Source organism: Bradyrhizobium arachidis (genome assembly GCF_015291705.1).
Lineage (GTDB): Bacteria > Pseudomonadota > Alphaproteobacteria > Rhizobiales > Xanthobacteraceae > Bradyrhizobium > Bradyrhizobium arachidis.
Genome location: NZ_CP030050.1, coordinates 9,711,701 through 9,732,537 on the forward strand (window position 1 = coordinate 9,711,701; position 20,837 = coordinate 9,732,537).

A 20,837-nucleotide genomic window follows, 5' to 3' on the forward strand; every position below is an offset into this window, starting at 1 on the left:
GCTAGCTAAAAACGAGCTATCGTAGGGTGGGCAAAGCGTAGCGTGCCCACCAACTTTACCAGTTGCCGACAGGTGGTGGGCACGGCGCAAGAGCGCCTTTGCCCACCCTACGAAGCGACGAGAGCGAGCCTAGCCCGCCTCCGCGAGCACCCGCACCGTCTCGGTGCTGCGATAGATCGCAAGATCGCGCGAGCCGACGAAGATCGCGCGCGGCTTCAATCCATAGAAGCGGCGGATCGAATGGCTGAAATGGGTGCTGTCGGGATAACCGATGTCCTGCGCGAGATGGGCGAGGTTGAGGTCCTGGTTGGCGAAGTGCAGCAGATGCCGCGCGCGCTTCCAGGCTCGGAAGGAGCGGAACGAGATGCCGGTCTCTTCCTTGAACAGATGCAGGAAGCGCGAGGCGGAGAGACCGGCTTCGGCCGCACATGTATCCGCCGTCACCGGCTCGCCGGAGAAACGCTCGATGCGGGCGACTGCGCGCATCACGCGCGGGTCGAGCACGCGGCGCGGCAGCGCCTCGCCAAAACACATCTCGTCGAATTCGGCGGTGGTGATGTCGCCGTAGCGGCGCTGGCGCAGCAGCGCGTAGGCAGCCAGGATCTTTCGGGCATAGACCGCGCGGTCCGGCCCCATCAGCCGCTGGGCCAGGGCTTCCAGCACGCCATCCGGCATGCTCTCGGGCTCAAGCGTCACGCTGATTGCAGTGCGGTAGTCGCTGGCAATGGAATGGCGCTGGTTCGGCAGCGTGACGAACAGCTCGCCGGTGGCGAGAACGTCGTCGATGGTCAGGTGGAGATTGCCCTTCACGGCCACATAGACATGGCAGCAACCCGGAGTCCGCTTGCGGGGCCGTCCGAGCAGGCCGGCATAGAACACCCGCTCCGGCGTGATCAGCATCAGATGGTCGGATTCGCGACCGTTATAATCCATGGGCATCCTCCTCGCGCGGCTCTTTGGCCGCTGCGGACGGAGGTCACCTTAGCGGAAATTTGGGCGCTGTCACGACGGGATAGCGCTGTCATGTAAACATGCGCCGTCGTTCCGGGGCGGTCCAAAGGGCCAAACCCGGAACCTCGAGATTCCGGGTTCGCGCTATTGCGCGCCCCGGAATGACAGCTTCCCTTACGCCCTCACGCGCGGCGCAACATTCTGCTCAAGGCCGGCCTTCTGCTCCGCAGCAACCGCGCGCTTGAAACCGTCGCGCTGCTGCAGGCGCGCCCAATAAGCTGCGACATTTGGCCCAAAGTCCTTGGCAAGCCCGATATTGTCGGCGAGGCGCAGCGCATAACCGATGACAATGTCAGCGGCGGTGAAGCGACCGGCGCACAAGGTTTCGGCATTGGCCGTCGCTGCCTCGACGGCGCGCAGCCTGCCCAGAAACCATTTTGCGTAATCGGTGGCGACCTGCGGAACGCGGCGCTCTTCCGGCTCGAGCTGGGTGTATCGGAGCACCAGCGTCTGCGGGAAGGTTAAGGTGGCGTCGGAAAAATACATCCAGTTCAGGAACGCGCCATAGGCGGGATCCTCGGAGCCGACCATCAGCGGCGTCGGCCCGTATTTGATGCCGAGATAATGGCAGATGCCCGAGGACTCGGTCATCCGCGTCTCGCCGTCGATCAGGAAGGGGATAGTGCCGAGCGGATTGATGCCGAGATAATCCTTGGCAAACACTCGCGGCGGGAACGGCAGCATCTTCAATTCATACGGCAGCCCCATCTCCTCCAGCATCCAGAGCGGGCGGAACGAGCGCGCAGCGTCGCAGTGATAGAGCGTGATCATCAGGCGTTTTCCTTACTTCCCGGCAGCGTGCCCATCATCTTGCACAGGACCATCAGCATGACCTCGTCGGCGCCGCCGCCGATCGAGGTCAGGCGGCTGTCGCGATAGGCACGGCTGACCGGCGTCTCGTTGGTAAAGCCCATTCCGCCCCAATATTGCAAGCAGGCGTCGGTGAGTTCGCGGCCGAGCCGGCCGGCTTTCAGCTTGGCCATGGTCGCAAGCCGCGTCACGTCCTCGCCCGCGACCAGCTGCTCGGCAGCGCGATAGATCAGCGCGCGCAACAGCTCGACCTCGGTCTGCATCTCCGCAAGCTTGAAGTGCACGACCTGGTTGTCGAGGATTGACTTCCCGAAAGCCTTGCGGTTGCGGGTGTACTCGATGGTCTGGTCGATGATGTATTCGTGTGCCTTCAGACAGGCGGCCGCGCCCCAGAGCCGCTCCTCCTGGAACTGGATCATCTGGTAGGTAAAGCCCTTGCCCTCCTCCCCGATCCGGTTGCGCTTGGGCACGCGGACATTGTCGAAGAATATCTGCGCGGTGTCCGACGAGCGCATGCCCATCTTGTCGAGCTTGCGCGCGACCGTGACGCCCTTGCTCTTCATGGGCACGCAGATCAGCGACTTGTTGCGGTGAACGGGGCCATCGCCGGTGTTGGCGAGCAGGCAGATCCAGTCGGCCTGGGTGCCGTTGGTGATCCACATCTTGCCGCCATTGATGACGTAGTCGTCGCCGTCGGATTTCGCGCTGGTCTTGATCGAGGCGACGTCGGAGCCCGCGCCGGGCTCGGAGACGCCGATACAGGCGACGTAGTCGCCTGATATCGAGGGGCTGAGGAATTCGCGCCGCACCTCGTCCGAGCCGAACCGCGCCAGCGCCGGCGTCGCCATGTCGGTCTGCACGCCGATCGCCATCGGCACGCCGCCGCAGGTGATCGCGCCAAGCTCCTCCGCCATCATCAGCGCGTAGGAATAATCGAGACCCGAGCCGCCGAACCCGACCGGCTTGTTCAGGCCGAGGAAGCCGAGGCTGCCCATCTTCTTGAACAGCTCATGCGCCGGGAAGATGTCGGCCTTCTCCCACTCATCGACGCGAGGATTGATCTCATTGGCGATGAATTTCTGCAAGGAGCGGCGGATGTCGTCGTGGTCGGCGGTGAATAGCATTTTGCTTCCTGTCATTCCGGAGCGCGCGAAGCGCGAACCCGGAATCTCGATATGTTAGGACTCAGCTTTAGGTCCCGGGTTCGCGCTCTGCGCGCCCCGGGACGACGGTTTCACAACCCCATCTGCCGGCTTGCCAGATCCTTCATGATCTCCTCGGTGCCGCCGCCGATGGCGTTGACCTTGACCTCGCGGTAGATGCGCTCGGCCTTGATGCCGCGCATGAAGCCGGCGCCGCCAAAGATCTGCACGGCTTCCGAGGCGCAGAACGCCATGGTCTGGGTCGCCTGGTTCTTCATCATGCAGATCTCGGCGACCGGGCTCTCGCCCTGCTCCAGCCGCCACGCCAGCATTTCCAGCATTGCCTGACTTGCGGCGACCTTCTGTGCCATGTCGACGATTTTGTGCCTGATGACCTGGTGCTGGGCGAGCGGCTTGCCGAATGTCTTGCGCTCCTTGGCGTAGGCAATCGCCTCGTCGAGACAGACGCGGGCGAAGGCGGTGCAACTCGCCGCCATGCCCATGCGCTCGCTGTTGAAGTTCTGCATGATGATCTTAAAACCCTGGCCCTCTTCGCCGATCAGGTTCTCGGCCGGCACGCGGCATTCGTCGAAATGCAGCGTTGCGGTGTCGGAGGCCCACCAGCCCATCTTCTTCAGCTTGGTGCGCGACAGGCCGGGCGTATCGCCCTCGATCAGCAGCAGGCTAACGCCGCCGGCGCCCTCGCCGCCGGTGCGCACCGCCACGGTCAGATAGTCGGCGCGCACGCCTGAGGTGATGAAGGTCTTTTCGCCGCTCACGACGTAGTGATCCCCGTCGCGCCGCGCCCTGGTGCGGAGGTTTGCGACATCGGAGCCGCCGCCCGGCTCGGTGATGGCGAGCGCAGAAATCTTCTCGCCCGACAGCACCTGCGGCAGCACGCGCGCCTTCACTTCCGGCCGCGCCGCCCGCGCGATCGGCGGCGAGCCGATGGTGTGGCTCATCAGGCTGGCGCTGACGCCGCCGGCCCCGGCGCGCGCCAGCTCCTGGCTGGCCACGATCTTCATGAACTGGTCGGCGGCGATCCCGCCATATTCCTCGGGGAATCCAAGCCCAAGGAGACCTATCTCGGCCGCCTTGCGATAGAGCGCACGCGGGAATTCGCCGGCCTCGTCCCATTCATGGGCGAAGGGCGTGATCTCCTTGTCGACGAAGCGGCGCATGACCTCGCGGAAGGCGTCGTGCTCAGCGGTATAGAACGGGCTCGTCATCGCAACTTTCGCCCTGTTGGCGGATTCGGCTCATTCACCATGGCCGGAACATTTGCCGTTCACTTGCGCAGAGTGGCTGACCGGAGGAACCGCGCCACCGCAGCCTATCGCCTAGCAACTCAACGCAAGACGATTTTCACCCCTCGCAGGCCAACTCCGGATCAAAAAAAGACTGCTGCACAGACTCCGGCTGGCCCCAGGGCCATGCCGGGCATGGTGCACGGCAACAGGGACGCGAGGCGGCACAAGACCGCCGAGGGAGGGATTTTTGGCCGTTCGTTACTACGACTGGATCGCCCACCATGGCCGCCGCACACCTGACAAGGTTGCGGTGATCGATCTCGCCAGCGAGCGCCGCTTCACCTATGCGCAGCTCGACGCTCGCGTCTCGCGCCTCGCTTCGTTCCTGCGCCATACGCTCAACGTCTCGCGCGGCGACCGCGTCGCGGTGCTGGCGCTGAACACGACCGATACGCTGGAAGTGCAGTTCGCCTGCGGACGGCTTGGCGCCATCTTCGTGCCGCTGAACACCCGCCTCACCGTTCCCGAGCTTCAGTTCATCACCAGCGATTGCGCGCCGAAGGTGATGATCCACGACACTGACCTGGCCGAGACCGCGCTCGCGGTCGCAAAGCTCTGCAATGTCGCGACCAGCCTGCTGCTCGGCCCCGGCGGCGCCTATGAAGCCGGCATTGCCGCCGCAAAGCCGCTCGACCGCGCCGAGGAGGTCACGCTCGATGACGTCTCGACCATCATGTACACGTCGGGCACCACGGGTCATCCCAAGGGCGCGACCATCACCCATGGCATGACCTTCTGGAATTGCGTCAATCTCGGCGGTCCCGCTTGCATCGGACCGGCCTCGGTGCTGCTCACCGTGCTGCCGCTGTTCCACACCGGCGGACTGAATTGCTACACCAATCCCGTTCTGCATGCCGGCGGCACCGTGATGATCATGCGCGCCTTCGATCCCGGCACGGCGCTCGGCCTGATTAACAATCCCGCGCAGGGCATCAACGTGTTCTTCGGCGTGCCCGCGATCTACCAGTTCATGGCGCAGCATCCGGCTTTCGCGACGACCGATCTGACCCGGCTGATCGTCTGCGGTGTCGGCGGCGCGCCGATGCCGGTGCCGCTCTTGAAAGTCTGGGAAGCCCGCGGCGTCGCCCTCCAGCAGGGCTACGGCATGACCGAGACCTCGCCGGCCGTGCTGGTGCTCGATCGTGAGGACGCGGCCCGCAAGGCCGGCTCCGCCGGCAAGCCGGTGCTGCACACCGAGGTGCGCATCGTGCGGCCCGACGGCAGCGATGCCGACACCGGCGAGCTCGGTGAGCTCTGGGTCAAGGGACCCAACATCACGCCCGGCTACTGGAACAGGCCGGAGGCGAACAAGACGTCCTTCACCGACGGCTGGCTGCACACCGGCGATGCTACGCGCGTGGATGAAGAAGGCTTCTACTACATCGTCGACCGCTGGAAGGACATGTACATTTCCGGCGGCGAGAACGTCTATCCCGCCGAGGTCGAGAACGTCCTGCACCAGCTCACCGCGATCGCGGAAGCCGCGGTGATCGGCATTCCCGATGCGCAATGGGGCGAAGTGGGCCTTGCCATCGTCGCGGTCAAACAGGGCCAGCGGCTGAGCGAAGCCGAGGTCTTGGCGCATTGCGCGGCGAATCTCGCGCGCTTCAAATGCCCGCGCCAGGTCCGCTTCGTCGATGCGCTGCCACGCAACGCCACCGGCAAGATCCACAAGCCGACCTTGCGCAAGGAATTCTCGGTGGCTTCCGAAGTCGACAAGAAAGCCGCCAACGCCTGATCGAAGCGCCCCTCGCGGGCGCTTTTTGTTTTGAAAGTGCCTGCTCCACCCCAAAAGAAGTCAAAGGAATTTCCATGAAGAACAAGAAACTCGCCCTGCTTGCCGCGGCAACGGCCCTGACATTGCTCTCGGTTCAAGGCGCATATGCGCAGAAGAAATACGACACCGGCGTCACCGACACCGAGATCAAGATTGGCAACGTCGAGGCCTATTCCGGTCCCGCCTCCGCCTACGGCATCATCGGCAAGACCGAGGAAGCCTATTTCAAGATGATCAACGACCAGGGCGGCATCAACGGCCGCAAGATCAACTGGATCTCCTATGACGACGGCTACTCGCCGCCGAAGACGGTGGAGCAGATCCGCAAGCTGATCGAGAGCGACGAGGTGTTCCTCGTCTTCAACGCGCTGGGCACGCCGACCCAGACCGCAGTGCAGAAATATCACAACGCCAAGAAGGTGCCGCAGCTGTTCCTCGCCACCGGCGCCAGCAAGTGGAATGATCCGAAGAACTTTCCCTGGACCATGGGCTTCCAGCCCAGCTACCGGGTCGAGGCCCAGATTTTCGCAAAATACATCCTGAAGGAGAAGCCGGACGCGAAGGTCGCGATCTTCTATGCCAATGACGATTTCGGCAAAGACTACCTCGCCGGCATCAAGGACATTTTCGGCGACAAGGCCTCGAAGCTGATCGTGGCCGAGGAGAGCTACGAGACGTCGGAGCCGTCGATCGATGCCCACATCGTTAAGCTCAAGGGCACCGGCGCCGATGTCTTCGTCAACATCGCGACGCCGAAGTTCGCAGCGCAAGCGATTAAGAAGATCGCGGAGCTGGAGTGGAAGCCGATGCACCTGATGACCGACGTCTCGGTGTCAATCGGCGCGGTGATGAAGCCGGCCGGCCTTGAGGCATCCGAAGGCGTGCTGTCGGCCGGCTACTTGAAAGATGCGTCGGACCCGCAATGGAAGGACGACGAGGGCATGAAGAGGTTCATGACCTTCATCGACAAGTACATGCCTGGCGCGAACATCTCGGACGCCAATCTGGTTTACGCCTATGCGGCGGCCCAGACCATGGTGCAGGTGCTGAAACAGTCGGGCGACAACCTGACCCGCGAGAACGTGATGAAGCAGGCCGCCAGCCTGAAGGACTTCGTCCCCGACACGCTGATCCCCGGCATCAAGATCAACACTTCCTCCACCGACTTCGCGCCGATCGAGCAGCTCAAGATGTGGCGGTTCAAGAAGGGCCAGTGGGAGCTGTTCGGCGACATCATCAGCGCCGAAACCGGCGGCTAACCTCGCATCATGGCGGCGGGTGATGGTGCCTCGTTCGCGCCCTCGCCCGCCCCGATGCTGATCCCTGCCACCGGCAGACCAAGCCGGCGTTCGTCGCCTTTCGCCGCAAAGCGTGGGCATGTCCATGCCAGTATCGCCATGCCCGATGACGGCCGATTGAGCTGGAGGACGAAGGCGCCGGCAGAGATCGCCACATCGGCGACGCGCACGCCGTCGAGATAGAAGCGCACTCCGATTCGATCGAGAGGCTCGCGAATCTCCGGCGATGCAATGCGGATGGTGTTGCGCCCCTGCGGCAGTTCGATCCGCAATGCGGCTTCCGGCTCGCTCCAGCGAAAGCTGCGCTGCCGCCAGACCTCCGGTGCGTGGAAGCCGGCCTGCGCCACCACCTGATCTCCGAGGCGCGGCAATTTCGCACCGGGCGTCTCGCTGCTGCCGTGAATGCAATCGAGGCGCTGAAAATGGATCAGGGAGGCGATATAGCGCTTCAGCCAGCGCGCAATGCTGTCGTCAGATCCGATCATCGTGAGCATGGTCAGCACGCACCGCGCATAGGCCGCGGAGATGCGTGCCGAGCCGCGCGCGGAGCGGCCGCCCGCCAGTGCGATCGGCCCCCAGCGCTGAAGGCTCTCCAGGCTCTCGTGTATCAGGTGAGAAGATCGCATCCGCGCGGCCAGGGTGCTGCGCGCGAGCGCGACATCGAAATTGTCGCGCCTGCTCCATTCGATGGGAATGTCGAGCAGCTCGCTGCCGGCATCGCTGCGCGCCTCGCCGAGATAGCGGATCTCGCCTCGCACGAAGTCGAGCGTGAACGTCTTCAGCTCGCCGAGCTCGCCGATATAGTAGTGGTGGAAGCGCGCCTCTTCGAGATAGCCAATCGCATGGCCTCGCGCATGATAGGCGGCGGCGAGCACCCATTCGGCGAAGTGGCCGAACTCCTCGCGCAGGCCCCCGCATTCCCAGTAGATGTCGCGTCGCGTGACGAAGCACTGGTCCAGCACCTTACGCCAAGGATGCTGCTTCATGCCGAACTCGATGTCGGCCTGATACATGGCAGCTTCCGCCACGGACAGCCGGTTATGGCAGATCGGCACCGAACGGCAGGAAAAGCCGGCCCAGTCGGGATGAGCATCGATGGCGCGGAGGCACAGCTCGATCACATCGGGTTCGGGCCGGCAGTGCGATTCCGTGAAGAACAAATATCTGCCGCGCGCCTTCTCCGCGCCGAATGCGCAGAGCCCGATATCGTGCGCGACGCCGGCCTGCTCGATCCGGGCCGCGTCACCGGCAAGCGCTACCAGCTCCTCGCGCGCGGTGAAATCCGGCGGCATCACCAGGATGATCTCGTAGAGGGATTTGTCGGCGGTCTGCGAGGTCCAGCCGAGCCAGGATTGCTCCCACTGCCCGCGATGGAATTCGAGCGGAATAATGATGGAGAACAGCGGAGATCCGCCGCCGTGAGGTTGGAGCACGTCCTGCATGCTCCCTTATAGACGCAGGCCCAGCCGACGCCGGACTCTTTCTTGCGGATTATACCGACAGAAACACTGCAAACGGTTCTTCCACCGTGCGCCGCAGATGTTTCCGGTACAATGCATGGTTGCTGTCGTCAGGTCCGACCCGTCCCAGAGACGGGTTCGGGACGTTCCGGAGCGGCACGTAAGCGACCGGCGCCGCGATCGGCGTCAGCTGCGAGCCGGGGCCCGCGCGGAGCGTCGAGATGATGCCGTACATCTCGCCGCTCACCGTCGGCCGCGACACCGTGATCACCCGATGCTGGCCGTGCTTGATGATGACGAGATAGATGAAGCCGGACTGATGCGGCACCGCGACCTCCCCGGTGTGCTCGTAGGCGGCATCGGTCCGCTCGCCCTCGCGGAAGACCAGCGACGAGATCTTCGGCTCCCAGACGATCTCGGTGCGATAGGCGAAGATCGCGTCCTTGGCGCCGAACGAGGGCCGCAGCGTGATGTAGACATCCTCGAGCCAGGTCACGGCGCGATGCGCATAGGAGCCGAGGCTGTCGGGTGCGACATCGCTTGCCGCCGGGGGCGCCACCACGACGGCGTTTTTTCGCAAGGAGACGCCCAGCGCTTGCTCCAGCCGCACCGTCGTCGCCAGCGTGAACGGCCGGCGCCCGCCGAGCGCCTTTTCCAGGGTCGAGAGGCTGAGCTTGGCCTGCTCGGCCAGCGCCTGCCGGGAGATCCGGCGCCTCGCCAGCTCCTCGCGAATGGTCTCTGCGATCTCCCGGCTCTGCTCGTCCGAAAGCTGCCCGTCGTTGAGTTTGTCCTGCGTCTGCATCGTGGCCCTGCTCCAGGACAGCCATTCTAGCAGGGCGGACAAACCAGCACAAAACCGCACATGGCCGCCCCGGCGGCGGCGTGCCGGGCCGGCCGCGGCGGAACATTGCCGATCATTCTGCTCGCGACATCACGCCCTCCCGGCAGATGCTTTGGGCCAGCGAACATGCTTCGGGAGCAGGCCAAATGGACACCTACGACACAGCCGACAGCGACGAGCACCCCATGCTGGGCCGGCTGATCAAGCTCGGATTGTTTCTCCTCGTGCAGGGCATCGCGGTGATGCTGGTCGCCTTCGTGGCTCTGCTGGTGAGCTTTGAGCCCGGATGGTCGGCGACGACGGAGCAGGCCAGCCTGCTCCAGCCTGGCGACGCCAAATCCGGAACGCTCCTGCTGAAGGAGGATGGCGCCACTACCGAAGCGATCCGCCTCGGCACCGATGTCGACATCACGGTGTCAGGTCCAACGCTGCGCGCCCGCATCACCCAAATCTTCCGCAATCCGACCAAGGACTGGGTCGAGGCGACCTATGTCTATCCGCTCGCGACCGGCGGCGCCGTCGACACGCTGAAGATGGTGGTCGGCGACCGCGTCATCGTCGGCGACATCAAGGAACGGCAGCAGGCGCGCGTAATCTACGAGCAGGCGCGCCGCGCCGGCCAGAAGGCCGCACTCACCGAGCAGGAACGGCCGAACATCTTCACCAACTCGGTCGCCAATATCGGTCCCGGCGAAACCGTACTGGTGCAGATCGAATATCAGGAGCCGGTGCACCAGTCCGGCAACGAATATTCGCTGCGCCTGCCGCTGGTGGTCGCGCCGCGCTACAATCCGGCGCCGATCGTACAGAGCGTCGACTTTCGCAAGGACGGCTCGGGCTGGGGCGCGACCAGTTCGGACCCGGTGCCGGACCGCGAGCGGATTACGCCGCCGGTGCTGAATCCTGCGACCAATGCGCCGGTCAACCCGACCAGCATCACGGTACGCCTCAAGGCCGGCTTTGCGCTCGGCGAAGTCAAAAGCCACCATCACAGCGTCAAGGTCGACAGCCCCGACAACACGACGCGTGTCGTCACGCTCGCTGATGGCGCTGTGCCGGCCGACCGCGATTTCGAGCTGAGCTGGAAGCCCGCCGCGGAGAAGGCGCTGTCGGTCGGCCTGTTCCGCGAGCGTGTCGGCGATGCCGATTATCTGCTCGCCTTCGTCACCCCGCCCAGCGCCGAGCAGGCAACGCAGAAACCGTTGCCGCGCGAAGTGGTGTTCGTGATCGACAATTCCGGTTCGATGGGCGGCACCTCGATCGTCCAGGCCAAGGCGAGCCTGCTTTATGCGCTCGGCCGCCTCCAGCCCAATGACCGCTTCAACGTGATCCGCTTCGACGACACCATGGACGTGCTGTTCTCAAGCTCCGTGCCGGCCGACCCCGCGCATCTCGGCGAAGCACTCGCTTTCGTGAATGGATTGCAGGCGCGCGGCGGCACCGAGATGGTGTCGGCGATGCGCGCCGCGCTGACCGACAAGCTCAGTGACACCAACATGGTTCGCCAGGTCGTCTTCCTGACTGACGGTGCGATCGGCAACGAGCAGCAATTGTTCGAGACCATCACGGCGATGCGCGGCCGCTCGCGCGTGTTCATGGTCGGCATCGGGTCCGCGCCCAACACCTATCTGATGACGCGCGCCGCCGAGCTCGGCCGCGGCGCCTTCACCCATATCGGCTCGGTGGAGCAGGTTGAGGAGCGCATGCGCGGCCTGTTCGCCAAGCTGGAGAATCCGGCCGTGACCGGCCTCAGCGCAAAGTTCTCCGAAGCCAAGGCCGACGTCACGCCGGCGATCATTCCCGATGTCTATCGCGACGAACCGCTGGTGCTGGCGGCAAGGCTCGACAAGCTCGCCGGCTCGCTCGAGATCAAGGGCCGTGTCGGCGACCGTCCGTGGTCGGTGAAGCTGCCGCTGCAAAATGCCGCCGAAGGCAAGGGCCTGTCAAAACTCTGGGCGAAGCGCAAGATCGGCGATGCCGAAGTCGCGCGCACCCTGCGCGAGATGACGCCCCAAGATTCCGACAAGGCGATCCTGGCGCTCGCGCTCGACCACCAGATCGTCACGCGCCTGACTAGCCTCGTCGCCGTCGACAAGACGCCGAGCCGCCCCGAGGGCGAACCGCTCAAGCTCAGCGAGCTGCCGATCAACCTGCCTGCGGGGTGGGATTTCGAGAAGGTCTTCGGCGAGCGGCCGCATCTGACACCGACGCAACTGCGCGAGCGCCACGCAGACGCGCGCAACCAGCCTTCGGCAAGGCGGCCCACGCCCGCCGCGCCCGATGCGATCCGCCTGCCCAAGACTGCAACTTCGGCCGAGCTGAAGATGATCGCAGGCTTCATCCTGATCATGCTCGCCCTGATCCTGTTCGTGTTCAACCGGCGTCGGCCCTTGCTCACCGACGCCGCTTGAGAGAGGAGCCCCCCGAACTCCTCTGTTAGCGCGCGCGGTCGCCCGTCCCGTAACCAACGGCCGCGCGCGCCTTTTTTTGGGAATGTCATTCCGGGGCGGCGCAGAGCCGAACCCGGAATCTCGAGATTCTCAGGTGCGCAATTGCGCACCATAGTTCGACGCTTCGCATCGCCCCGGAATGACGAACAAGAGATTCGAATGCCCCGCCTCATCTCTCCCCTGGCCCTCGCCATCATCGGCGCCATCCTATGCGGCGACGGCGCCTACATCCATGCCAAAGCCTGGCTCGCGCAGGTGCTGCTGGAGCGCGCGTTCGACAGGAGCGTTGCGACCGGCGAGGTGGTCAAGCCATGGTCGTGGGCCGACACCTGGCCGGTCGCGCGGATCGAGGTGAAGCGGCTCGGCGCCAGCACGATCGTGCTGGACGGTGTGAGCGGTCAGGCGCTCGCGTTCGGACCCGGCCATATCCGCCGAACGGCTGATGCGGGCGAACGCGGTATTGCCGTATATGCCGCCCATCGCGACACACATTTCCGCTTCTTGCGGAATGTTACTATCGGAGACGTCATCGATGTCACGCGCAGGGACGGCAAGCATTTTCGCTATCGCGCGGATTCCTCCGCCGTGGTTCGCTTCGATGAGTCTGGCATCGATCCCGCGGCGCAGGATTTCGAGCTGGTGCTCGCGACCTGCTGGCCGTTCGACGCCGTCACCTCCGGTCCCGAGCGCTACGTGTTGCACGCCACCTTGATCGGACCTGATGAATAGCGGTTCGCAGTCGGGGCCTCTCGCAGTGATTCATCGCACCTGTTGGAGCCGCTGAACTGGCGTCATCGCCGGGAGACCTATAAGAATGGCCGATTGATCTTTTGACGCTGCAATTTCAGGACAAGCGGTAATGGACGACCACCTCAGGCAGCGTTTCGAACAGCGATTCGAGCAACTCGAAAACCGCGTCGCGCTGCTGGAGAGGAACCAAGATCTCATCGCCGCCGGCCAAAGACGATCCTCGCTGCGGAGCGTGTGGCGGCGTCCGCCGATGTGGACCTTCGAGCAATATCCGCCGCGCCTGCTCAACCTCAAGGCTTTCCCGCCGGCGCCCGCAATCCGCGACAATGCACCCCGGATCGCAATGGTCACGCCGAGCTACAACCATGCGCAATATCTCGGCGCTACGATCGACAGCATCGTAAGCCAGAACTATCCGAACCTGTATTATCACGTGCAGGACGGTGCTTCGATCGACGGCACGCTCGATCTCCTGAAAAGCCGCGGCGCGAGCATCAGCTGGAAGAGCGAGCCGGACGAGGGACAATCGAACGCCATCAATCTCGGCTTCGCCGGCGTTGACAGCGAGATCATGGCTTACCTGAACAGCGACGACATGCTGCTGCCGGGGACGCTTGCCTATGTCGCCAACTACTTCATGTCGCATCCGCATGTCGATATCGTCTACGGCCATCGCGTCTTCGTCGATCGCGAGGGGCTCGAGGTCGGACGTGCCGTACTGCCGCCGCATGACGGCAGGGCGCTGCGATATGCCGACTACATTCCGCAGGAGACAATGTTCTGGCGCAGGCGCGTGTGGGACAGGATCGGGCCGATCGACGAGAGTTTCCACTACGCGATGGACTGGGACTTCATCCTGAGGGCGCAGGCCGCGGGATTCAAGTTCGTGCGCCTGCCGCGATTCATCGCCTGCTTCCGGATCCACGACGCACAGAAGACGGCGTCGACCTACGCGGTCGGCGTCAGGGAGATGGGCATCTTGCGGCGCCGGGTGCTCGGCTTCGATCCGACGCAGATGCAGATCCGGCGCGCCATCGCTCCCTATCTCGCCAAGCAACTCGCCTGTCACTACGCCTACAAGCTGAACCTGCTGCGCTACTGAGCAGGCGAAGATCAGCGACGGCCCTTCGCACTTTCGCCAAAACTCTGGTGATGCTAGCCTCGATGTGACGTCTCACCATTCCGCCACGCGGGATGAAGATGTCACGATCAGTCCCGCCAGACCTCGGCGCCCGAGCGCGCGCTGCAACAAGAACAAGAGGTGAGCGCATGGAAGCCCAGGTGCCTGCTGCGTCGACGTCTCCCCGCCCATGGTCTCCGCCACCCGATGCAAGCGATGTCGTCAAAGGCATCCACGCCATGCTGCACCCGCACAACATCGTGCTGGTGGGCGCCACCGACAAGCCCGGCAACTATGCCGAGCGCATTTGGAACAATCTGGTCAAGTACGGCTACGAGGGCGGGCTCTATCCGGTCAACGCCAAGCGCGAGACCATTTGGGGCGTCCCCTGCTACAAGGACTTTGCGAGCCTCCCGGAAAAGCCCGATCACGTGCTGGTGCTGGTGCCGGCGCGCTTTGCCGTGCAGGTGATCCGCGATGCGGCTGCGGCCGGCGCGCGCTCGGCCACCATCGTCACCTCGGGCTTCAGTGAGTTGCAGGATGCGGAGAGCCAAAAGCTCGCCGCCGAATTGCAGGCGGCGGTGCGCGAGACCGGCCTTGCCGTCACCGGCCCGAACTGCCTCGGCAACTTAAGCGCCGGCGAAAAGCTGTTCACCAATATCGACGACCGCATTGTCACCATGGAGCAGGGCGCGGTGGCGATCGCCGGGCAATCCGGCGCCATCGTCATGGCGATCCGGCAGGCGCTGGAAGATCGCGGCGTCGGTGTCGGCTACATGGTGACGACAGGCAACGAGGCCGGGCTCGAGACGCCCGATCTGATGCGCTATTTCGCCGAGGATCCCAGCATCAGGGTGATCGTCGTCTACCTCGAAGGCGTGCGCAACACCAAGGCGTTCCGCGATGCCTGCAAGGCGGCGCGCGCCGCGAGCAAGCCGGTGATTGCGCTCAAGCTCGGCGCATCCGAGGGCGGCCGCGCGGCGGCAATGGCCCATACCGGCGCGCTCGCCGGCTCGATCGAGACCTTCGACGCCATTGCGACGCGCGAGGGCGTGATCCGGGTCGGCGGGCTCGACGAGCTGATCGAGACCACCGAATGCTTCGTCCACTCGGCCGTGCCCAAGGGCGATCGGCTCGCCGCAGTCACGCTGTCGGGCGGCAAGCGCGGCATGCTGCTTGATGCCTTCTATGCCGAGGGCCTGAACTTTGCGCCGCTGAGCCCGCACGTCGGTTCCGAACTGGCAAAGATGCTCGGGCCGGGCTCGATCGTCGGTAATCCGCTCGACGCCGGCTTTGCTGCGGTGGTCGATCCCTCCGTCTACATGAAGTCGATCAAGCTGATGATCGACGATCCCGACATCGACATCGTCATCATCGATGCCGAGCTGCCGAAGGCGCCGCACGAATTGCGCGAGCGCAATTTGCGTATCGTCAACGAGATGGCGAGCCGGGCTTCAAAGCCCGTGATCTATATCAGCGCGATGTCGATCGGCTTCACCGAGTTCACCAAAAGCTTGCGCAAATCGCTGCCGCATCTCGCGGTGATGCAGGGCATGGACCGCGCAGTGACCGCGATCAAGTCGCTGCTCGCCTATGCCAGCTTACGGAAAGAAGTGCCCGACATCGTCTCGAGCTCCAAGCCTGCCGCACGCGCGATGCTGGAGAAGGCATTGAAAGCGGCGAACGGCGCCGCGCTCGACGAGGTCGCCTCGAAGAAGCTGCTGAAGGCCTACGGCATCCCGATCTCCAAGGAAGCCATCGCGCAGACCGCGGCGGAGGCTGCGAAGATCGCCAAGCAAATCGGCTTCCCGGTCGTCGCAAAGGTCGTCAGCGCCGAGATCCTGCACAAATCCGACATCGGCGGCGTGGTGTTGAACCTCAACAGTGCGGCCGAGGTGAAGAAGGCCTTCGCCGACATCTCCGCGCGGGTGGCGAAGCTGAAGGGCAAGCCGAAGCTCGACGGCATTTTGATCGCGCAGCAGGTCAAGGCCGACCTGGAGCTCGTCGTCGGCGCCTCGCTCGATGCCGAGATGGGGCCTGTGGTGCTGTTCGGCACCGGCGGCATCGATATCGAGCTGATGAAGGATGTCGCGCTCGCCGGTGCGCCGCTGGACGAGGCCGAGGCGCGGCTGCTGATCGGCCGCACCAAGGCCGGCATCAAGATGCGCGGCTATCGCGGCAAGCCGGCCCTGCACGAGACCTCCGCGGTGAAGGCGCTGGTCGGCCTGTCCAATTTGATCGCGGATGCCGGCGACCGGATCGCCTCAATCGACATCAACCCGTTCCTGATCAATGCGAAGACGGGTGTGGCCGTCGATGCCCTGATCGTGCTGAACAATGCCGCGGCAAAACGAGCGGCCGGGCATTGAGGTCGCGACGGCGGGTTACGCTTGCGCCTTCGCTCTGCGAGCTTCGGCGGGCGTTAACCCGTCCTGCGTATCATTGCGGGCGCCTTCCAACTTCCCCGCTTTGGCCGTAAAATCTCCCGCATGGCACGCGCGAGCAATCTCGTCATCGGAACCGCGACGCTGGCGGTGATCGCCGTGGCGTTCGGCGGCCTGCTCGGCGTGCAAAAGTGGCGCACGATCCAGAGCCGGAGCCAATTGCGCGTCGTGTTCGAGGGCGGCTCCGCCAGCGGGCTGCGCCGCGGCGGGCCGGTGAATTTCGACGGCGTGCCTGCGGGCCAGATCCTGTCGATCAAGCTGGACAGTCCGCGCCGGATCGTGGCGCTGGTGATGCTCGACAACGCCGCGCCGATCCGCAAGGACACCGTCGCCGGCATCGAGTTCCAGGGCCTCACCGGCGTTGCCGCGATCTCGCTGGTCGGAGGCGCGCCCTCGGCCCCACCCGTGCCGCTGGACTCGGACGGCATCCCCGTGCTGACCGCCGATCTCAGCGATGCCGAATCCATCGTTGAGACCCTGCACAGTGTCGACCGCACCATCGTGAGCAACGCCCCCGCGATCAAGGAGGGCCTGCGCACGTTCGAGACCAATACCGCCGATCTCCGCAGCAAGGGTGGCGAGATCGATTCCGTGATGGCCAAGGTCGACAGCGCCTTTGCGGGATTCGACAAGGCCGTCACCAAGATCGAGGGCGTGGTGCCCGGCTTCGTCGACGGCAAGGCTGACGAGCTGTTCGAGAAGGTGCAGGGGCTGCGTGAGCTCGCCGACACCATGCGGAAGAAGTCGGCGAGCTACATCGAGGACATCCGCCGCTCGCTGCTCGACGTCAGCGAGACCGCCAACAAGATGGCCGGCACCCCCGTCGCACCGCGGCCGCCGCGCCGGCCCGAGCAGCAGAAACGGTGATTCCTCTTACCCTCCCCTGGAGGGGCAGGGCAATCGCATATGGCTTGCACGATGCGGCGGCATCGGCACTGGGCTCCCTCTCCCGCTTGCGGGAGAGGGTTGGGGAGAGGGTGTCTCCTCAACGGGATAATCCCCAAGAGGAAAGAGCCCTCACCCGCCGCGCTCTGCGAGCGCGTCGGCCTCTCCCGCAAGCGGGAGAGGCGGAGCAAGCCCGCAGACAATTCTCGTGGAATTCACATGCGATTGCCCTACTCCTCCAGGGGAGGATGGCAATCCCGCCGTGGCCTATCGACCTCGCCTCACCACGCGTAGCGCACGAGGCCCTTGCCGGCATAGGAGCGGGTGACGTTGGAGAACTCGCCCTCGAAGGTCGCCGACGCGGACCAGCCGTTCATCCAGTTCATCTGCACTGCCGCCGTCGTCAGCGCGGAATCGCGCGCCTGCGCGGCGCCGTTGACGACGAAGGCGGAGCCCGGCAGCGTCTGGAACACCGCGCCGACGGCGCGATCCGGATTGTAGTCATGCGCCCAGGCGAGCCGGCCACGCAAGGTCATCAGCCCGCCGGCCGCGGCAAACGACTGGTCGGCGCGCAGGCCGAGCTCGGTGCGGGTGCTGGTCACATCCTTGGCGCCATAATTGAGCGCGAAGGTGTTGTTGCCGACCACGGCGAATTCCGAATAGTTCGGAAGGCTGAACATGGTGGCCTGCAGCGCCGCGTAGGGCGTGAGGCCGACCCACTGCATGGCATAGCGATAGCCGCCTTCGATGCGGCCCGAGAGGGCGTTGGCATTGAACTGCGCGCGCAGCTGGTCGACGCCGGCAATTGTGACGATGCGGTTGGTGGTGACGTCCTGCCAGCCATAGGCCAGCGCGGCCGTGATATAGGCCGGTCCCGCCGTGTGACGCACGAAGGCGCCAGCCTGGAACAGGTCGGAGCGGCCCCAGCCGAGCCCGTTGACGCCAAAGCCCGTGCCGCCGCCAGCAAGCGCAAAGCCGGCGATGGTCGAGGGCGAGAAGCGATAATCAAGACCGACCGCGGTGCCATAGATGCTGCTGGTGGTGTTGTTCGAGCCGAGCGCGGTATGGCCGTCGGTCGTCTGCGAGCCGCCGAAGCCGGCCGCCCAGACGTCCCAGCGCTGCGCGAAGGTCGCAGCCGGCGCCTTGCGGTAGATCGAGGCGAAGGCGTCGCGCGCGTCCCTGCCACGCGCGGCGTAGGCGCTCGCGTTCGTTTCCTCAGCCAGCGGCGTCGCACCGGGCGCACCGCTGCGTCCCGAGCCGAACACATCGGTCAAGAGGCTCATGAACTGGTTCATCGCGTTGAACGTGGTCTGCTGCGATCCCGTGGCCGATTCACCGGAGGCCTGGGTGAGCCCAGCCGGCGAGAGATTGGCGAGCGCGACCGGGAGGCTGCCGGTGGTGTTGAAGATGCGCGTCAGGGCGTTGGCGACATTCTGCTGGTTGATATTGAGGCCGGAGCCGTAGCTCAGCGACAGATCGAGGAAGACGTTGTTCGGATCATAGCTCAGCACCGCCTTCAGGTTCGACGAGAGCCCGGCAACGACCGGATTGAACGCATCGGGGAGCGTCGTCGCAGTCAGGATCGTGTAGTGCTTTGCGATCGAGCCGGTTGGGACGACCACGACCGTTGCACCGCCAAGCGTCGCCGTTCCCGTCACCGCCGCAAGGCCGTTGCTGGCGCCCGAGACCTGCACCAGGTAGTTCGACGCCGACGTGAATGTGAGGTCGCCGGACACGGTGAGCGTGCCGGTCGGATTGCCCGGTGCCAGCGTACCGCCATTGACGGTGGTCGTGCCGACCGTGCCGACGCCGCCGAAGGTACCACCGCTCGCGACGGTCACGGTGCCGTTGATGGTACCGGCGAGCAGAAGCGTACCTCCGAGCACGTTCCAGTCCTGATTGCCGGTGCCGGTCACGGTCCAGGTCGAGCTGTCGACCTTGTTGAAGGTCGCAAAGCCGTCGTACTGGAGGAGGCTGCCGATCAGGCTGAGGTCGAACGTGTCCTTCCCGGTGCCGCCGAGCTGCAAGGTGTCAGTGCCGGCGCCAAGCACCTGACCGTTGATGATGCTGCCCGGGCCGAGCGTCAGCGTGTTCGGGCCGCAGCTACAGAACTCGATCGCCGCCAGACCGGTCGCGGCGTTGATGGTGCCCGAGTTGAACACGCTTCCGCCGCCGCTCAGGGTGATGCCGATACCGCCGGCCCCGACGGTGATGGTGCCGGTATTGACGACCTGGTTGGTCGTGCTGAACGAGCTCACGCTGATGCCGACGCCGGTGGCGCCGACGGTGATCGTACCGCCGTTGGTGACGACATTGGAGTCACCGGCCACGAAAATGGCTTGGGCGAAATCGCCACCCGTAATTCGTCCGTTGTTGGTGATCGTGGCCGACGAACCGGAATAGGCGATGCCCGCACCGCCCACGCCGACATTGATCGTGCCGCTCTGGCTGATGATGGCCCGATCACCCGACACAGAAATGCCGGCCGATGCGGTATCCCCCGCCGTAATCGTACCGCCGTTGGTTATCTTGACATCATCGCCGAGCGCGGCGATGCCAACGCCAATATCGCCGGCCGTGATTGAGCCAAAATTGCTGACGGTCTGGACGTTGCCTTGCAGAAAGATGCCGGCGGCGAACTGCCCGACCGTGATCGTGCCGGTGGCGGTGTTGACGACCGTATTGTTGTTGCTGATCGCCATGATGCCGCCGGAGAATCCGGCGGAAGCGCCGACCGTGATCGTGCCGGCATTGGTGATGGTCGCGCCGCCAAACCCAAAAATGCCGCTTGCACCGTCGCCGCCCGTGATCGTGCCCGTCGCGGCGTTGGTGATCGTGTTGTTCTGGCCCGAGAAGATGCCCACCCCCGACGCACCGACAGACAGCGCACCGCTGTTGGTGACGGTGTTGCTGTCGCCGACCGAGATCGCGGCACCGTTGTCACCTGTCGTGATCGTTCCGGCATTGGCGACGACGTTGTGATCGATCACCTGGATGCCGAGGCCGTTGTCCAGCACCGTGATGCTGCCGTTGTTGGTCACGGTGTTCGAATTTCCGGCGCCAATGCCGATCAGGCCCGAGCCAGCCGAGAGAGTGCCGTTGTTAACGACCGTGCTGGTATTGTTGACGCCGATCGAGACCGTCCCGTTATCGTTCACGGTCGCGCCGGAGAGCACGTTGACATTGAGGCTGTCGACCCCGGCCCCGGCCTGAAAGCCGTCCGCGTCCGTGCCGCTACATGTAACGGTCTGGCCGCTGGTGGCCGGATCGGGCGCGCAGAGCGCGTTTGCCGGCGTCGTGCAAAGGCTGAGGCCGACGAAGACCGCCGATACGCTTACAAGCGACGCAGCGACGGATCGGCGCAGTCGATCCTGCCGCCTCCAAAGCCCCTCGCCTTGCACGCCACACCCCCCGTTCCCAGCAATTCCGCCGGGAACTTAGGTCATGACGAGGCTCCGTAACACTACGGCAGCGCCAAAATGCGTCCGTTCGCCCCACAACCGGAGCAGAATCCGGCCGCCATGTTGCAACTGCGCCAC

Annotated in this window: 14 protein-coding genes; 7 read left to right on the forward strand and 7 right to left on the reverse strand. The window is 64.6% G+C overall.

Features of this window, described 5'->3' with window-relative positions; genetic code table 11:
- Positions 1-129: 129 nt before the first annotated feature.
- The 4 genes from WN72_RS45810 to WN72_RS45825 form a co-directional block, all read right to left on the reverse strand.
- Positions 130-933, reverse strand: coding sequence for a helix-turn-helix domain-containing protein (locus WN72_RS45810; RefSeq protein ID WP_092211991.1), 804 nt, complete (start codon positions 931-933; stop codon positions 130-132).
- Between the two features lie 192 nt (positions 934-1,125).
- Positions 1,126-1,782, reverse strand: coding sequence for a glutathione S-transferase family protein (locus WN72_RS45815; protein WP_092211989.1), 657 nt, complete (start codon positions 1,780-1,782; stop codon positions 1,126-1,128).
- Positions 1,782-2,945: an acyl-CoA dehydrogenase family protein gene (locus WN72_RS45820; protein WP_092211987.1), complete on the reverse strand. Its 1,164-nt coding sequence runs from the start codon at positions 2,943-2,945 to the stop codon at positions 1,782-1,784. The genes WN72_RS45815 and WN72_RS45820 overlap by 1 nt, the downstream gene beginning before the upstream one ends.
- Positions 2,946-3,055: 110 nt before the next feature.
- Positions 3,056-4,192 carry an acyl-CoA dehydrogenase family protein gene (locus WN72_RS45825; RefSeq protein ID WP_092211985.1) on the reverse strand — a complete coding sequence of 379 codons (1,137 nt, stop codon included), beginning with the start codon at positions 4,190-4,192 and terminating at the stop codon, positions 3,056-3,058.
- Between the two features lie 268 nt (positions 4,193-4,460).
- Between WN72_RS45825 and WN72_RS45830 the strand changes: the two genes are divergently transcribed.
- Together WN72_RS45830 and WN72_RS45835 are read left to right on the forward strand one after the other, a co-directional pair.
- Positions 4,461-6,011, forward strand: a complete 1,551-nt coding sequence (locus tag WN72_RS45830; protein ID WP_092211983.1) for an acyl-CoA synthetase — start codon at positions 4,461-4,463, stop codon at positions 6,009-6,011.
- A 74-nt stretch (positions 6,012-6,085) separates the two neighbouring features.
- Positions 6,086-7,309 (forward strand): ABC transporter substrate-binding protein, encoded by a 1,224-nt coding sequence (locus WN72_RS45835; protein ID WP_027563231.1) that lies wholly within the window; start codon positions 6,086-6,088, stop codon positions 7,307-7,309.
- On the opposite strand, the gene WN72_RS45840 is transcribed toward WN72_RS45835, so the two are convergent.
- Together WN72_RS45840 and WN72_RS45845 are read right to left on the reverse strand one after the other, a co-directional pair.
- A complete protein-coding gene (locus tag WN72_RS45840) occupies positions 7,306-8,790 on the reverse strand; it encodes a glycosyltransferase family 2 protein (protein ID WP_092211981.1) in 1,485 nt (494 codons plus the stop codon). The genes WN72_RS45835 and WN72_RS45840 overlap by 4 nt on opposite strands.
- Positions 8,791-8,839: 49 nt before the next feature.
- Entirely contained in the window at positions 8,840-9,610 is a 771-nt protein-coding gene (locus tag WN72_RS45845) for a helix-turn-helix transcriptional regulator (protein WP_092211979.1), read from the reverse strand.
- Positions 9,611-9,795: 185 nt separating this feature from the next.
- Between WN72_RS45845 and WN72_RS45850 the strand changes: the two genes are divergently transcribed.
- The 5 genes from WN72_RS45850 to WN72_RS45870 all read left to right on the forward strand — a co-directional run bounded on the left by WN72_RS45850 (position 9,796) and on the right by WN72_RS45870 (position 17,280).
- The gene (locus WN72_RS45850; RefSeq protein ID WP_092211977.1) at positions 9,796-12,060 is read left to right on the forward strand and encodes a marine proteobacterial sortase target protein; all 2,265 of its coding nucleotides are present in this window, start codon (positions 9,796-9,798) and stop codon (positions 12,058-12,060) included.
- Between the two features lie 198 nt (positions 12,061-12,258).
- Complete coding sequence (locus WN72_RS45855; RefSeq protein WP_092211975.1) at positions 12,259-12,828, forward strand: class GN sortase; 570 nt, start codon at positions 12,259-12,261, stop codon at positions 12,826-12,828.
- Between the two features lie 130 nt (positions 12,829-12,958).
- On the forward strand, positions 12,959-13,951 hold the full coding sequence (locus WN72_RS45860; protein WP_092211973.1) for a glycosyltransferase family 2 protein: 993 nt from the start codon (positions 12,959-12,961) through the stop codon (positions 13,949-13,951).
- Positions 13,952-14,118: 167 nt separating this feature from the next.
- Positions 14,119-16,338 carry an acetate--CoA ligase family protein gene (locus WN72_RS45865; protein WP_092211971.1) on the forward strand — a complete coding sequence of 740 codons (2,220 nt, stop codon included), beginning with the start codon at positions 14,119-14,121 and terminating at the stop codon, positions 16,336-16,338.
- Positions 16,339-16,458: 120 nt separating this feature from the next.
- Entirely contained in the window at positions 16,459-17,280 is an 822-nt protein-coding gene (locus WN72_RS45870; RefSeq protein WP_027563238.1) for an MlaD family protein, read from the forward strand.
- 299 nt (positions 17,281-17,579) lie between these two features.
- Here the strand turns inward: WN72_RS45870 and WN72_RS45875 are convergent, their stop codons facing one another.
- Entirely contained in the window at positions 17,580-20,699 is a 3,120-nt protein-coding gene (locus tag WN72_RS45875) for an autotransporter outer membrane beta-barrel domain-containing protein (RefSeq protein WP_092211969.1), read from the reverse strand.
- Positions 20,700-20,837: the final 138 nt, after the last annotated feature.

Coding starts and splice junctions, on each gene's coding strand:
- WN72_RS45810 (WP_092211991.1), bottom strand. CDS start 933: ATGGATTATAACGGTCGCGAATCCGACCATCTGATGCTGATCACGCCG.
- WN72_RS45815 (WP_092211989.1), bottom strand. CDS start 1,782: ATGATCACGCTCTATCACTGCGACGCTGCGCGCTCGTTCCGCCCGCTC.
- WN72_RS45820 (WP_092211987.1), bottom strand. CDS start 2,945: ATGCTATTCACCGCCGACCACGACGACATCCGCCGCTCCTTGCAGAAA.
- WN72_RS45825 (WP_092211985.1), bottom strand. CDS start 4,192: ATGACGAGCCCGTTCTATACCGCTGAGCACGACGCCTTCCGCGAGGTC.
- WN72_RS45835 (WP_027563231.1), top strand. CDS start 6,086: ATGAAGAACAAGAAACTCGCCCTGCTTGCCGCGGCAACGGCCCTGACA.
- WN72_RS45840 (WP_092211981.1), bottom strand. CDS start 8,790: ATGCAGGACGTGCTCCAACCTCACGGCGGCGGATCTCCGCTGTTCTCC.
- WN72_RS45845 (WP_092211979.1), bottom strand. CDS start 9,610: ATGCAGACGCAGGACAAACTCAACGACGGGCAGCTTTCGGACGAGCAG.
- WN72_RS45850 (WP_092211977.1), top strand. CDS start 9,796: ATGGACACCTACGACACAGCCGACAGCGACGAGCACCCCATGCTGGGC.
- WN72_RS45855 (WP_092211975.1), top strand. CDS start 12,259: ATGCCCCGCCTCATCTCTCCCCTGGCCCTCGCCATCATCGGCGCCATC.
- WN72_RS45860 (WP_092211973.1), top strand. CDS start 12,959: ATGGACGACCACCTCAGGCAGCGTTTCGAACAGCGATTCGAGCAACTC.
- WN72_RS45865 (WP_092211971.1), top strand. CDS start 14,119: ATGGAAGCCCAGGTGCCTGCTGCGTCGACGTCTCCCCGCCCATGGTCT.
- WN72_RS45870 (WP_027563238.1), top strand. CDS start 16,459: ATGGCACGCGCGAGCAATCTCGTCATCGGAACCGCGACGCTGGCGGTG.